Here is a 13477-nt window from a genome sequence, read left to right as displayed (position 1 = left end):
TGCCGGCAATTGTCCCGTGACGCCGGTCGGGACCGCTGCTACCAGTCGGATATGTCTGCCATGACGCGCGCTTCCGAAGGCGTTGAGCCCCCCGCCGCGCCGGCTCCTCGATCCACCTCGGCGGCGCGCGAAATCCTCGTCCCGTCGCTGCACGATGAGGTGCTGGCGCGGCTGCGCGACTTCATCGTCGAGGGCAACCTCGCCGCCGGCGCACGCGTGCCCGAGCGGCTGTTGTGCGAGCGTTTCGGCATTTCCCGCACGCCCCTGCGCGAGGCCCTGAAGGTGCTGGCCTCCGAGGGGCTGATCGAACTCCTGCCCAACCGCGGCGCGCGGGTGCGCCGGATCGGCGAGCGGGAGATGGTCGAACTGTTCGACGTGATGGGTGGGCTGGAGGCGCTGGCCGGGCGGCTCGCCTGCGAGCGTCTCACCGAGGCGGGCTTCGCCGAGATCGAGCGGCTGCACCACGCGATGTACGGCCACTACCTGAAGCGCGACCTGCACGGCTACTTCGCCTGCAACCAAGCGATCCACGACCGCATCGTCGAGGCCGCCGACAACGCCGCCCTCAAGGCGACCTATGCGAGCTTCGCCGGGCGGCTGCGGCGGGCGCGCTACTCGGCCAACCTCGACGCCAACCGCGACCGCTGGGGCGAGGCGATGCGCGAGCACGAGGAGATCCTGGACGCGCTGCGCCGCCGGGCCGGGGCTGAATTGTCCGACATCCTGTTCCGCCATCTGCGCAACAAGCGCCGCGCCGCCGCCGACCGCGAGGCCGATCTCGCCGAGTGAGGCGCAGCCTCCTCCTCGATTCTGCATGCATTTTCGGGCCGACAGCGAATGCCGCGCTTCTCCGCCAATCTCAGCCTGCTCTTCACCGAGCGCCCGCTCCTCGAACGCTTCGCGGCGGCGCGCGACGCCGGCTTCGAGGCAATCGAGAGGTACGGTCCCGAAAGGTGGTTTCCGGCTTTCGAGGAAAAAACGATGCGATTCAAGGATCTAGAGCATCGTCTTGGATCCGATATCCCAGACGATGCTCTAGCCTTTTGGAACATCAACCTTTTCTACAAAACCGGCATCGCTCCCGCGACCGTGATCAGCGCGCCCGAGGTGTAGCTCGACTCCTCGGTGGCCAGCATCACGTAGGCAGAGGCCAGTTCCGCCGGCTGGCCGGGGCGGTTGAACGGGACTTGGCTCCCGAAGGTCTTCACCGCGTCCTGGCTCATCCCGGAGGGGATGAACGGTGTCCAGATCGGGCCCGGCAGCACGCCGTTCACGCGGATGCCCTTCTCGGCGAGCAACTGGGACAGGCTCAGCACCATGTTGCTCAGCGCCCCCTTGGTGGCGCTGTAGGCCATCAGGGTCGGCATCGGGTGCTTGGAGTTCACCGAGGAGGTGAAGATCACGCTGCCCCCCGGCGGCAGATGCGCCAAGGCCGCCTTGGTGGCGTAGAACGCACCGAACACGTTGGTGCGGAAGTGCTTTTCGAACGTTTCGTCGTCCAGCGCGTCGAGGCCCCGGTTCGGCTCCTGGAAGGCGGCGTTGTTCACCAGCACGTCGAGGCGGCCGAACTCTTTTGCCGTCCGCTCCACGATCTCGCGGGCGAAGGCGGCGTCCTTGATGTCGCCGGGCAGCAGCAGGGCGCGCTTGCCCGCCTTCTCGATCCATTGGCCGACGGCCTCGGCATCCGCCTGCTCCTCGGGCAGGTAGGCGATGGCCACGTCCGCGCCCTCGCGGGCATAGGCGATGGCGACCGCCCGGCCGATGCCGCTGTCGCCGCCGGTGATCAGCGCGGCCTTGCCGTCGAGCTTGCCCGCGCCCCGATAGCTCTCCTCGCCGTGGTCCGGCTCGGGCTGCATCTTGCGCGTCTTGCCCGGAAAGCTCTGGGGCTGCTCGGGGAAGGGCGGGCGCGGGTACTTTGTGAGGGGATCGGTCATCACGGCTCCTCTAAGGAATGCCGCGACAACCGGGGGCATGGGGCGGTGTTCCGCCCCGCGCCGAGGGGCCGCGGGCCTTCAGGCCAGCGCAGCGTCGAGCACGCGCGCCACGTGGATCGCCTCGCGCTTCAGCCCGTCATGGATCTGATGGCGGCAACTCGTCCCGTCGGCGACGACGAGGTCGTCGGGGCCCGCCTTGCGGAGCGCCGGGAACAGCGAGAGTTCGGCCATGGCAAACGACACGTCGATGGTGTCGGCGCGGTAGCCGAACGCCCCGGCCATGCCGCAGCAACTCGATTCGATCACGCGGACATCGAGCCCCGGCACGTGGCGCAACACCGTCTCGACGGACCCCATCACCCCGAAGGACTTCTGGTGGCAATGGCCGTGGAGATGGGCGACGCGGCCGCCCTGATCCTTCATCGGCAGGGCAATGCGGCCCGCCGCGAGGTCGGCGGCGAGCAACTCCTCGAACAGCAAAGCGCTCTGCGCCAAGGTCTTGGCTTCCTCGCCGGGCAGCAATGACAAAAACTCGTCGCGGAAGGTGAGGAGGCAGGAGGGCTCGAGCCCGACCACGCGGGCGCCGGCCCGCACGAAGGGCAGGAGCGCGTCGAGCGTCCGCCGCGCCTCTTCCCGCGCCCGGTCGGTCTGGCCCGACGCCAGCCAGGTGCGGCCGCAGCAGAGCGCGCGCCGGCCGGAATGCGCCAGCACCCGGTGCAGGCGGTAGCCCGCCGCAGTCAGCACCCGCTCGGCGGCCTCCAGGTTCTCGCGCTCGAAGGCACGGTTGAAGGTGTCGCCGAACAGGACGATGTCGCGGAACTCCCCCGTCACGTCGGAGGGGTGGGCCGGCTCGCCCGCCTCGCGCCAGGGCCGGCGCCACGCCGGCAGCGAGCGCCGGGCCGAGAAGCCGAGTTTTTGCTCGCCGAACTTGGCGAGCGGGGCATAGCGGTTGCGCAGGTTGAGCAGCGGCGCCAAAGCCGCGGCGATCCCGGCGAAGCGCGGCATCTCGGCGACCAGCCGCTCGCGCAGCGGCAGGCCGTGCCGGGCGTGGTAATGGTGCAGGAACTCGACCTTCATCTTGGCCATGTCGACGCCGGTCGGACATTCCCGGCGGCAGGCCTTGCAGGAGACGCACAGATCCATCGTGCGCTTCATCTCCGGCGACAGGAACGCGTCCCGGCCGAGTTGCCCGGAGATGGCCAGCCGCAGCGAGTTGGCCCGGCCCCGCGTCAGGTGCTGCTCGTCCTTGGTGGCGCGGTAGGACGGGCACATGGCGCCGCCCGCGAGCTTCCGGCAGGTGCCGTTGTTGTTGCACATCTCGACCGCCGGGCCGAACCCGCCCCAGTCGGACCAGTCGAGGGCCGTCTGCGCCGGCTCGGTCACGGCGTAGCCGGGGGCGAAGCGCATCAGGCTCCGGTCGTCCATCTTGAGCGGGCGGACGATCTTGTTGGGGTTCAGGCGGTTGTCGGGGTCGAAATCGTCCTTCACCGCCTCGAAGGCGCGGGTGAGCTTGGCGCCGAACAGCGGCTCGATGAATTCCGAGCGCGAGATGCCGTCGCCGTGCTCGCCCGAATACGAGCCCTTGTGGCGGCGCACCAGCTCCGCCGTCTCCTCGGCGATGGCGCGCATGGTCGCCACGTCGCCCCCGTCCTTCATGTTGAGGATCGGGCGCACGTGCAGACAGCCGACGGAGGCGTGGGCGTACCACGTGCCGCGGGTGCCGTGCTTCGAGAACACCTCGGTGACGGCGTCGGTGTAGTCGGCCAGATGCTCCAGCGGGACGGCGCAATCCTCGATGAACGAGACCGGCTTCCGGTCACCCTTCATCGACATCATGATGTTGAGGCAGGCCTCGCGCACCTCCCACACCGCCTTCTGGCGGTTGGGCTCGACCACCTCGACGACCGCATCGGGAAAGCCGTGGTCGGCCATGCACTGGTCGAGGCGCTTGAGGTCGCGCTTGAGCGCGGCGAGATCGTCGCCCGCGAACTCGGCGAGCAGCAGGCAGTTCGGCCGGCCCCTGGTGATGTCGGCGAGCGTGGTGCGGAACAGCGGGATGTCGGCGCCGAGCACCAGCACGTTGTTGTCCACGAGTTCGACCGCGACGGGATCGAGATCGACGATGTGGCGCGTCGTCTCCATCGCGGCGCGGAACGAGGGGAAGTGGCACACGCCCATGGCCCGGTGCGTGGGCAGCCGCGAGAGCTTGAGCGTCACCGAGGTGGTGGCGGCCAGCGTCCCCTCCGAGCCGACGAGGAGATGGGCGAGGTTCGGCCGCGGCTCGATCAAGCTGTCGAGGTTGTAGCCGCCGACCCGCCGCTGCACCCGCGGATATTTTTCGAGGATTTCGTCGCGATGGGCTTCGGCCAGCGCGAGCATCCTCCGGGCGAGGTCGTCCGCCCGCGCGCCGCCCGTCACCGCCTGCGCCTCGTTGCCGGTCAGCCCGAAGCCGAAGGCGCGGCCGTCGTGGAACAAGGCCTCCAGGCTGAGCACGTTGTCGCTCATCTTGCCGTAGCGGAGCGAGCGGGCGCCGCAGGAATTGTTGCCGGCCATGCCGCCGAGGGTGCAGCGGGTCGCGGTCGAGGGCTCGACCGGGAAGAACCAGCCGTCGGCCCTGAGCCGCGCGTTGAGCCGCTCCAGCACGTGGCCGGGCTCGACCGTGACCGTGCCGGCCGCCGCGTCGTAATCCTTCACGGCGTTGAAGTGGCGCGAGCAATCCACCACGAGGCCGGAGCCGATCGGCTGGCCGTTCTGCGAGGTGCCGCCGCCGCGCAGGATGACGGGCAGATCGTGGTCGGCCGCGACCTTCAGGGTCGCGGCGATGTCCTCGGCGCTCTTGGGGAAGACCACGCCCGCCGGCATGATCTGATAGATCGAAGCGTCGGTCGCGTAGCGCCCACGGGTGAAGGCGTCGAAGCGCGCCTCACCCCGCAGCACCTCCGCGAGCTTGCGGGGCAGCCCCGCCGCATTGCGGGCCGTCGCCCGCGGACTCGCTGCCGGTTTCGCGCTCGCGCCCAACCGAGCCTCCCCTCTCGACGGCCGTTGCCGGCCTTTTTGAATTCATAATTCAAACGAGAGGTTCGGGTCAAACCACCCTCGGTGCCATCTCAACGCCTCTGCCCGGAACGAGCGGCAGCTCCGCGTGGCCAAGCCCGAAAAGCGACCCGCTCGAGCGGCCTCGGCTTTTGCCGAGGCGTCCAGCGGAGCGAGAAGCCTAAAGTCGCGGATGCGGGTGCCGGCGCTTGAGGCCAAGCAGAGAGACTTCACCCCTCCTTCGGCTCGGAGGCGAGGTAGGCGTCGAAATAGGCGATGGTCTTGGTCAGGCCCTCGCGCAGCGCGATGGTCGGCTCCCAGCCGAGCACGGTCTGGGCCTTGGTGATGTCGGGCCGGCGCTGGCGCGGGTCGTCCGGGGGCAGCGGGCGGTGGACGAGCTTCGACGTCGAGCCGGTGAGGTCGATGACCGCCTCGGCCAGTTCCCGGATCGTGAACTCGCCGGGATTGCCGATGTTGATCGGCCCGGTCACCTCGGGACCGGTCGCCATCATCCGCATCATCGCCTCGATCAGGTCGTCGACGTAGCAGAACGAGCGGGTCTGCTGGCCGTCGCCGTAGAGGGTGATGTCCTCGCCCTTCAAGGCCTGGACGATCAGGTTCGAGACCACGCGCCCGTCATTGGGGTGCATGCGCGGCCCGTAGGTGTTGAAGATGCGCACCACCTTGATCGGCACCTTGTGCTGGCGGTGGTAGTCGAAGAACAGCGTTTCGGCGCAGCGCTTGCCCTCGTCGTAGCAGGAGCGGAAGCCGATCGGATTGACCCGGCCCCAATATTCCTCCGGCTGCGGATGCACCTCCGGATCGCCGTAGACCTCCGAGGTCGAGGCCTGGAGCACGGTGGCCTTCACGCGCTTGGCCAGCCCCAGCACGTTGATCGCGCCGTGGACGGAGGTCTTGGTCGTCTGCACCGGATCGAACTGGTAATGCACCGGCGAGGCGGGACAGGCGAGATTGTAGATCTCGTCGACCTCGACATAGAGCGGGAACGTCACGTCGTGGCGCATCAGCTCGAAGGAGGGATGGTCGAGCAGGTGGGCGACGTTGCGACGCGCGCCGGTGAAGAAGTTGTCGACGCACAGAACCTCGTGGCCCTGCGCGATCAGCCGCTCGCACAGATGCGAGCCGAGAAAGCCCGCCCCCCCCGTGACGAGGATCTTCTTCATCGTGCCGTAGCGCATGGCCGCCGCTTTCCGCGAGTCTCGCTCGTTCCCCGCTCCACCATGCCCGGCCGGCGCGGGCGGCACAACGTGGTGCGCGGCCCACGCGAGCCCGATAGGTTCGTTTCGGGATGAGAGGGAAGGCGGGACGGATGGCAGGCTACGTCGCGGAGGTCGATTGGTCGTTGCGCGAGGGCGAGGATTTTGCCGCCGGCCGCTACGGCCGCGGCCACGTTCTTCGTTTCGACGGCGGGATCGAGGTCGCGGGCTCGGCCTCGCTCCACGTGGTCGGGAAATGGGCCGACCCGGCGGCCATCGACCCCGAGGAGATGCTGGTGGCCGCGCTCTCTGCCTGCCACATGCTGAGCTTCCTCCACGTTGCCCGCCTCGCCGGGTTCGGCATCAGCGGCTACCGCGACCGGGCCGAGGGCACGATGGCCGAGATCGCGCCCGGACGGCAGGCGGTGACGCGGGTGGTGCTCCACCCCGCCATCGACTGGACCGGGGACGCCCCGGATGCCGCCCGGCTTGCGGCCTTGCACGCGGAGGCGCACGCGGTCTGCTTCATCGCGAACTCGGTGCGGGCGGAGGTGATCGTCGCCTGACGGCTCGGTGGGACGGTGCCCCCTGCCGCATTTCCTCAGGCCCTACCCTGTGTCCCCGCCGCTCAAGGCGTTCGCAGCGTCGAGCCGCCGGAGGCTTCCGAACCATCCTCAAAACTATCACGCACAAGTGGTGTCGCTTTTCCATTGCGCTCCGTTTATGTGCTGCTCAGCTGCGTGTTTCTCGGGAAATTCAGGTTGCGCTGCCGTTGGCCGGTGAAACATGCGGGCGATCGGGGAGTCGTGAGGGGCTCGGTGCCGGTCCTCAAGATTGCGGTGCTGTTTGATCTTCTGCATCGACGCGTTTTCTGTTCCGCCAATGTGGCGCTCTGCTCGACATTTCAGCTGTTATTCTTGATATGTCGATTTGATTCATGTTTTGAGATCGTTATTTTCAATTGAGAAGCGCATAATTTTCTCAAGTATCGATGTCGATGTGGCGCATGATCGAGAGAGGAGACGAGACGTGAAGGCTATTAGTGAGTATCTCTCTGAAATCGATGCGTTTCTGTGTGAAAAAAGCTTTTCCGCTGCCGAAGATGCTATAGAACTAGCTTTGTTTGCCTATCCCAAGAATCCATGGATTTCAATTAAAAGAGGCGAACTGCTGGCGGCGGTCGGCGACCACGACGGAGCCAGGACGTTTTGGGCCGAGCTGATTCAAGCGCACCCCGATCTCGCGATCGCATATCATCGTTATATCGATGAATGCATCAAGCTCGAACGCGTCGCGATTGCCGATGAGGTGTCAAAAATCGCAGTCGAGCGATTTCAAGATATCGTTTGGTTGCACTATCAATTTGCGGATCTTGGGCTATCGCAGCATGGAAGAGAAGAGGCGATCGCGCGCTGGAAGCTTGTTGTAAGTCGATTTCCCGAAACGGTTTGGCCAGTTTATAAATTAATCGAGTTGTTAGATGAAAATTTAGAAATAGATGAATTGCTCGAAATATGTAGAAATTCTTGCGATGAATTTCCGAATGACACACATTTATATATGAAATATACTTACGCAGTCATGCGCAAGGGCGATCACGCACGGCTTTTGGCGATTTGGCGACCTGATGTCGTCTCTGCCGAAAACTATAGAAAGCTGTGGGAAGTCTTTATTCGTGATATCCCGTATGCCGTCGAGCAAGGCGTGGTCGAACTATTTCTCAATCAGCCGACCGTCGATTGGGCGAATAATGCCCCGGAAATTACGCGTTATATGGGGCCGGCTTCGCGAGAGTATCCGGAGCGAGTTCAGCCCTTTCTTGATCGAATTGCGCAATATAGATCTTATCAAGAGATCAACCTCATACAGATTTCTGTTCTAGCCTTGTTAGGTCAGGGAATTGAAGATCATGAGCTGGAGCTTGTGCTGAAGCATATTACGGAAATTCCTGATAGTAAAATATTGCAGTATGTCTTTCAGACGAATACGTATCCCGGCTTGATCACTAGGTACAGGACCGTCTTCCGCGCGTTCGTGACGCGTATCTCAAGCTCCGGACAGGGTTTGAATACTGCTCAGTTTGTCGCATTTTTGAAGATAGCTCTTGCGCTTGATGTTGATCTTTTTAATCAGCTGAAGGCTGACCGCGACAGCATCGTTGATCCGGCGAAAGTCCATGCGCCGACCTTCGAATCGATGCTTTCGAAAAAAATTCATTTCAGCGGCAAAAAGATCAAGAAGATCGCGGTGTCCGTCTCGGGACAGCTCCGAGGGTACCGGTCGGCATTTGCAACTTGGAAAATGTTGAATGATAACAGTGGAATTGAACTTGATTTTTTCGTGCATACTTGGAAAAAAATCGGCGTCAATTTGCCAACCGAGCACAATGCCAATCGATGTTTCGAGGATCGTCTCGCGCGTGCCTATGCCTCGGTGGCTCGCGAGAGAGGAACTCCGTATCTCCATGAAAAATTTGCGAACCTGACATCATTTTTTAGGAATTCCAACTTTGCCGACGATGCCGAACTGCGCGATTTCTATGATGCTAAAATCGTCGTGATAGAGCCGGATGAGGATTTTGAGGGTAAGAGCAATTCTTGGAAAATGTATTATAAGATCAAAGAAGGTTTCAGGATTGCTTCCGGGTACGACGACTATGATGCGTATATCAGAATTCGGCCGGACCGGGCGATCACATCTCTCGAAAAGAATGCCATCTTCGATATGGCAGAGGCCAGCCGTCTTTCTCAAGACATCTTCACGGAAATGGCCGCATCCTACTTCGCCAGCCTGCCCGATCTTGCGATTGGTGATCAGTTCGCCCTGGGCGACCCCTGGGCCATGAAAAGATACTGCGATGCGTTCGATCTCGTCACCCAAAAGTCGGAAAACCCGGAACTCATCGGGATGTACTATGAGTTGGTGCCGCATTGCACGGTCGCCGGCGCGGCCCTGCTTCAGGGCGTGCTTCCAAGGGCGGCGCTGGGGATGCGTTTCGGGTCGTTTCTAAATGCCGACAGGATCCGGCCGGATTTGGCGCTCGAACTCATCGAGTGCGACCTTGCCAGCGGAGCGGATGACGAAGGGCAGGCCCTCCTTCGAGCGGCCCGTGCCGACGTGAAGGCTTGACCGATAGGACGCCTGATACCACCCGGCCCGTCTGATTTACCCCCGGGACGGGCCTTGGCAGATCGGAGCGAAGCCGGAACTCGTACGATCCCTCTATCGTGACGCTCGAAAGGATGTGCCGATGACCGACCTAACGCTCGCCGCCGCCCAGACCCTCGTGACGACCGCCCTGCGGACCGCCCGCGAACGGAACCTGAAGCCGCTCGCGGTCGTGGTCTACGATGCCCGCGGCGCTCTCAAGTGCCTGGCTGCCGAGGACGGCACCTCGCTGCGCCGGGCCGAGATCGCCCGCGGCAAGGCCAACGGGGCGCTGGCGCTCGGCCTCGGCTCGCGCGCCATCGCCAAGCGGGCGGAGGAGCAGCCCCACTTCGTCGCCGCGGTGAGCCATCTCGTCGGCCCCGACGCCCTGGTGCCGGTGCCCGGCGGCGTGCTGGTCCGTGACGCGCAAGGCCGCCTGCTCGGCGCCGTCGGCATCTCCGGCGACACCTCGGACAACGACGAGATCTGCGCGCTCGCCGGGATCGAGGCGGCGGGACTCGTCGCCGAGACCGGCGCCTGACGCCAAAATGCACGCCAACCGCCGCCGCTGGCTGCAGGGAGGTGCGGCGCTCGCCGCCGGCCTCGTGTGGCCCGCACGCGCGGCGGGCGCCCCCGTCTACCGTCGCGGCAACGACGCCGACCCGGAGACGCTCGACCCGCACAAGACCTCGACGGTGGCCGAGGCGCATATCCTGCGCGACCTCTACGAGGGCCTGCTTACCTACGACAATTTCGGCACCATCATTCCCGGTGCCGCCGAGCGCTGGAGCGTCTCCGACGACCGCCTGACCTACCGCTTTACCCTGCGCCCCGACGGGCGCTGGTCGAACGGCGACCCGGTCACGGCCGACGACTTCGTGTTCTCCCTGCGCCGCATCCTCGATCCGAAGACCGGCGCCAAATACGCCGAGGTGCTGTTTCCGATTCGCGGTGCGGCCGCCGTCAATGCCGGGCAGGCGCCGCCCGAGACGCTCGGCGTCGCCGCCCCCGATCCCGCCACCGTCGAGATCGGGCTGGCCGAGCCGGTGCCTTACCTGCTCGAACTCCTCACGCATCAGACCGCGCTTCCGGTCCACCGCCCTTCGCTCGCACAGTGGGGCGACGGCTTCACCCGCCCGGGCCGCGCCGTCACCAACGGCCCCTACGCCCTGATCGACTGGGTGCCCAACGACCGCATCAGCTTGAAGAAGAACCCGCACCACCGCGATGCGGGCGCGATCCCGATCGGACAAGTCGACTTCATACCGACCCCCGACCTCGCAGCCGCCGTGCGCCGCTATGCAGCCGGCGAGATCGATTCGCTCGCCGACCTCCCCGCCGACCAGATCGCCTCGCTGAAAGCACGGTTCGGCGCGCAGGTGCGGCTCGGGCCGGGGCTCGGCCTCATGGCCATCGGGATCAACACGCGCAAGAAACCCTTCGACGACCCGCGGGTGCGCCGCGCCCTCTCGCTCGCCATCGACCGGGAGTTCATCGCGGCTGCCGTCTGGGGCGAGACCATGGCGCCGGCTTACTCCTTCTGCCCGCCGGGCCTCGACAACGCGCTGCCCTCCCCGCTCCTGCCCGGCCGCGACGACGGGCCGATCGACCGCGAGGAGCAGGCGCTACGCCTCCTCGCCGAGGCCGGATTCGGGCCGAAGAACCCGTTGAACGTCGAGTACCGCTTCAACGTCACCGACAACAACCGCAACACCGCCATCGCGCTCGCCGACGTCTGGCGCGGCATCGGCGTGACCACGCGCTTCGTCGCCACCGACGCCAAGACCCATTTCGCCTACCTGCGCGACGGCGGCGATTTCGATCTCGCCCGGATGTCCTGGATCGCCGACTATTCCGACCCGCAGAATTTTCTGTTTTTGCTCCGCACCGGCAACGATGGGTTCAATGCCGGGCGCTGGTCGAACGCTCGATTCGATGGGCTTCTCGCCGCGGCGGCCCAGGAGCGCGACGTGGGCCGACGCGCCCGGATGCTGTTCGAGGCGGAGGCCATCGTGCTCGATGAGCTGCCCTGGATTCCGGTGCTGCATTACCGCTCGAAGGCGCTGATCGCGCCGCGCCTGCACGGCGTCCACGAGAACATCCGCAACGTCGCCCCCACCCGCTACCTCCGGCTCGATCCGTGACCGCCCTCCTCCTGCGCCGGCTGGCGCAAAGCCTGCCGACACTGTTCCTCGTCGTCGCCGGCAGCTTCTTCCTGATCCGGCTCGCCCCCGGCGGACCGTTCGATCTGGAGCGCCCGCTGCCGCCCGCCGCCATGGAGAACCTGCGCCGGCTCTACGGCCTCGACGCGCCGCTCCCCGTTCAGTTCGTTCGCTACCTCGCCGGACTCGCGCGGGGCGATCTCGGCCCGTCCTTCACCTTCCGTGACCTCACCGTGGCCGACCTGTTCGCCCGCGGCCTGCCGGTCTCGGCGACCCTCGGGGCACTCGCCCTCGTGCTGGCGCTGAGCGTCGGTCTCGTGCTCGGCAGCCTCGCCGCCCTCCGCCGCGGCGGGCTCGCCGACCGGCTCGTCGGGCTCGTCGCCTCGCTCGGGCTCGCGGTGCCGAACTTCGTGATCGCGCCGCTCCTCCAGATCGGCTTCGGCCTCGGGCTCGCGTGGCTCCCCGTCGGCGGCTGGGGCGGAGGCGCCCCGCAGAATCTCGTTCTGCCGGTGATCACGCTGGCGTTGCCCCACGCCGCCGGCATCGCCCGGCTCACCCGCGCCGCGCTCGCCGAGGTGCTGGTGCAGCCCCACATCCGGACGCAGCGCGCCATGGGGTTTTCGCGCGCCCGCGTCGCCCGCCATGCCCTGCGCGGTGCGCTGCTGCCGGTCGTGGCGATGCTGGGGCCGCTCGCCGCCGGGCTGATGACCGGCTCGGTCGTGGTCGAGACCATCTTCGGCCTGCCCGGCATCGGCCGCTACTTCGTCGATGGCGCCTTGAACCGCGACTACACGCTGGTGATGGGCACGGTGGTGTTGGTGGCCGTGCTGGTGCTGGCCTTCAACCTCATCGCCGACCTCATCGCCGCATGGCTCGACCCGCGCATGAGGGCGGCATGAGCGCTTCGCTCACCGCGCTGGCCCGCCGACGCCTCGCCCGCGACCGCGGCGCCGTGGCGGCGCTGATCGCGCTGGCCGGCATCGCGCTCGCCTGCCTGATCGGCCCGTTCCTCACCGGACACGCGCCGGAGCGGATCTATCCCGATTTCGTCCGCACGCCCCCGAGCCTGTCCGCCCATCCGACGCCCGACGAAATCCGCCCGGCCCTCGACCGCCTCGCCCAGCGCATGCGCGTCACCCTCGAAGAGATGCGCCGGGAGGGCGAGACCGTCCGCCTGACGCTCACCGCACCCAAACCCATCGACCCGCGCAACCTCGTCCTCCTGCCCCGCTCCGACCTGTTCGGGCCCGCGACCATCGTGGAGCGCTCGCCCGACGGCCGGAGGCTGGTGGTCGAGGCGCCCGTGCGACGGCTCCACTTCGTCCTCGGCACCGACATGCTCGGGCGCGACCTCCTCACCCGCTGCCTCGTGGCGGGCCGGGTCTCGCTGCTGATCGGCCTCGTCGCGACCCTCGTCGCCCTGTCGCTGGGCGTGGCTTACGGTGCGGTCTCCGGCCTCGTCGGCGGCGGGCTCGACGCGCTGATGATGCGGGTCGTCGACATCCTCTACGCCCTGCCGTTCGTGTTCTTCGTCATCGTGCTGCTCGTGTTCTTCCGCGCCGGCCTGTGGCTCGTGCTGGTGGCGGTCGCCGCGGTCGAATGGCTCGACATGGCCCGCATCGTCCGCACCCAGACGCTGAGCCTCAGAAGCCGCGACTTTTTTCGCGCGGCCTATGCCCTCGGTTCGAGCACCGGGGCGGTGCTGGTGCGCCACGCCGTGCCCAACACGCTGGGGCCGATCATCGCCGCCGCGACCCTGCTGGTGCCGCGGGTGATTATCCTCGAGAGTTTTCTGTCCTTCCTCGGCCTCGGTGTGCAGGAGCCGGCGACCAGTTGGGGCGTGCTGATCGCCGAAGGCGCCCGCGCCCTGGAGGCCGCGCCCTGGATGCTGGCGGCGCCCGCGGGCTTCCTCGTCGTGACCCTCATGGCGCTCAACCGCCTCGGCGACGGCCTGTCGGACGCGCTCGACCCGCGGCTGTGACCG

General features: G+C 66.4%; 10 protein-coding genes and 1 pseudogene. 8 read left to right on the top strand and 3 right to left on the bottom strand.

Going from position 1 to position 13477, the window contains the following annotated elements; all coding sequences use genetic code 11:
• Window positions 1–60 precede the first annotated feature (60 nt).
• Both BM140_RS00365 and BM140_RS25030 read left to right on the top strand, forming a co-directional pair.
• Window positions 61–789 carry a GntR family transcriptional regulator gene (locus BM140_RS00365; protein ID WP_425287027.1) on the top strand — a complete coding sequence of 243 codons (729 nt, stop codon included), beginning with the start codon at window positions 61–63 and terminating at the stop codon, window positions 787–789.
• A 48-nt stretch (window positions 790–837) separates the two neighbouring features.
• Window positions 838–948: pseudogene (locus BM140_RS25030) on the top strand (hydroxypyruvate isomerase); the annotation flags it as partial.
• A gap of 113 nt (window positions 949–1061) precedes the next feature.
• Here BM140_RS25030 and BM140_RS00355 read toward each other — a convergent pair.
• From BM140_RS00355 to BM140_RS00345, 3 genes are all read right to left on the bottom strand, one after another.
• Window positions 1062–1934: an SDR family oxidoreductase gene (locus BM140_RS00355; protein WP_091940846.1), complete on the bottom strand. Its 873-nt coding sequence runs from the start codon at window positions 1932–1934 to the stop codon at window positions 1062–1064.
• A gap of 78 nt (window positions 1935–2012) precedes the next feature.
• Window positions 2013–4952, bottom strand: a complete 2940-nt coding sequence (locus tag BM140_RS00350; protein WP_091940844.1) for an FAD-binding and (Fe-S)-binding domain-containing protein — start codon at window positions 4950–4952, stop codon at window positions 2013–2015.
• Window positions 4953–5197: 245 nt separating this feature from the next.
• A complete protein-coding gene (locus BM140_RS00345; RefSeq protein WP_091940842.1) occupies window positions 5198–6166 on the bottom strand; it encodes a UDP-glucuronic acid decarboxylase family protein in 969 nt (322 codons plus the stop codon).
• A 131-nt stretch (window positions 6167–6297) separates the two neighbouring features.
• Here BM140_RS00345 and BM140_RS00340 point away from each other — a divergent pair, with 131 nt between their 5' ends.
• The 6 genes from BM140_RS00340 to BM140_RS00315 all read left to right on the top strand — a co-directional run bounded on the left by BM140_RS00340 (window position 6298) and on the right by BM140_RS00315 (window position 13474).
• Window positions 6298–6750 (top strand): OsmC family protein, encoded by a 453-nt coding sequence (locus tag BM140_RS00340; protein WP_091940840.1) that lies wholly within the window; start codon window positions 6298–6300, stop codon window positions 6748–6750.
• A 463-nt stretch (window positions 6751–7213) separates the two neighbouring features.
• Window positions 7214–9313: a tetratricopeptide repeat protein gene (locus tag BM140_RS25305; RefSeq protein WP_131803709.1), complete on the top strand. Its 2100-nt coding sequence runs from the start codon at window positions 7214–7216 to the stop codon at window positions 9311–9313.
• A gap of 121 nt (window positions 9314–9434) precedes the next feature.
• Window positions 9435–9872 carry a GlcG/HbpS family heme-binding protein gene (locus BM140_RS00330; RefSeq protein WP_091940835.1) on the top strand — a complete coding sequence of 146 codons (438 nt, stop codon included), beginning with the start codon at window positions 9435–9437 and terminating at the stop codon, window positions 9870–9872.
• Window positions 9873–9879: 7 nt separating this feature from the next.
• Window positions 9880–11475: a peptide ABC transporter substrate-binding protein gene (locus BM140_RS00325; RefSeq protein WP_091940833.1), complete on the top strand. Its 1596-nt coding sequence runs from the start codon at window positions 9880–9882 to the stop codon at window positions 11473–11475.
• On the top strand, window positions 11472–12392 hold the full coding sequence (locus BM140_RS00320) for an ABC transporter permease (RefSeq protein ID WP_091940831.1): 921 nt from the start codon (window positions 11472–11474) through the stop codon (window positions 12390–12392). The genes BM140_RS00325 and BM140_RS00320 overlap by 4 nt, the downstream gene beginning before the upstream one ends.
• A complete protein-coding gene (locus tag BM140_RS00315) occupies window positions 12389–13474 on the top strand; it encodes an ABC transporter permease (RefSeq protein ID WP_091940829.1) in 1086 nt (361 codons plus the stop codon). Before BM140_RS00320 ends, BM140_RS00315 begins: the two co-directional genes overlap by 4 nt.
• Window positions 13475–13477: the final 3 nt, after the last annotated feature.

This window comes from Methylorubrum salsuginis, assembly GCF_900114375.1.
Taxonomy (GTDB): Bacteria; Pseudomonadota; Alphaproteobacteria; order Rhizobiales; family Beijerinckiaceae; genus Methylobacterium; species Methylobacterium salsuginis.
Note: the sequence above shows the minus strand (reverse complement) of the source record. Positions and strands in the feature narration are given on the sequence as shown.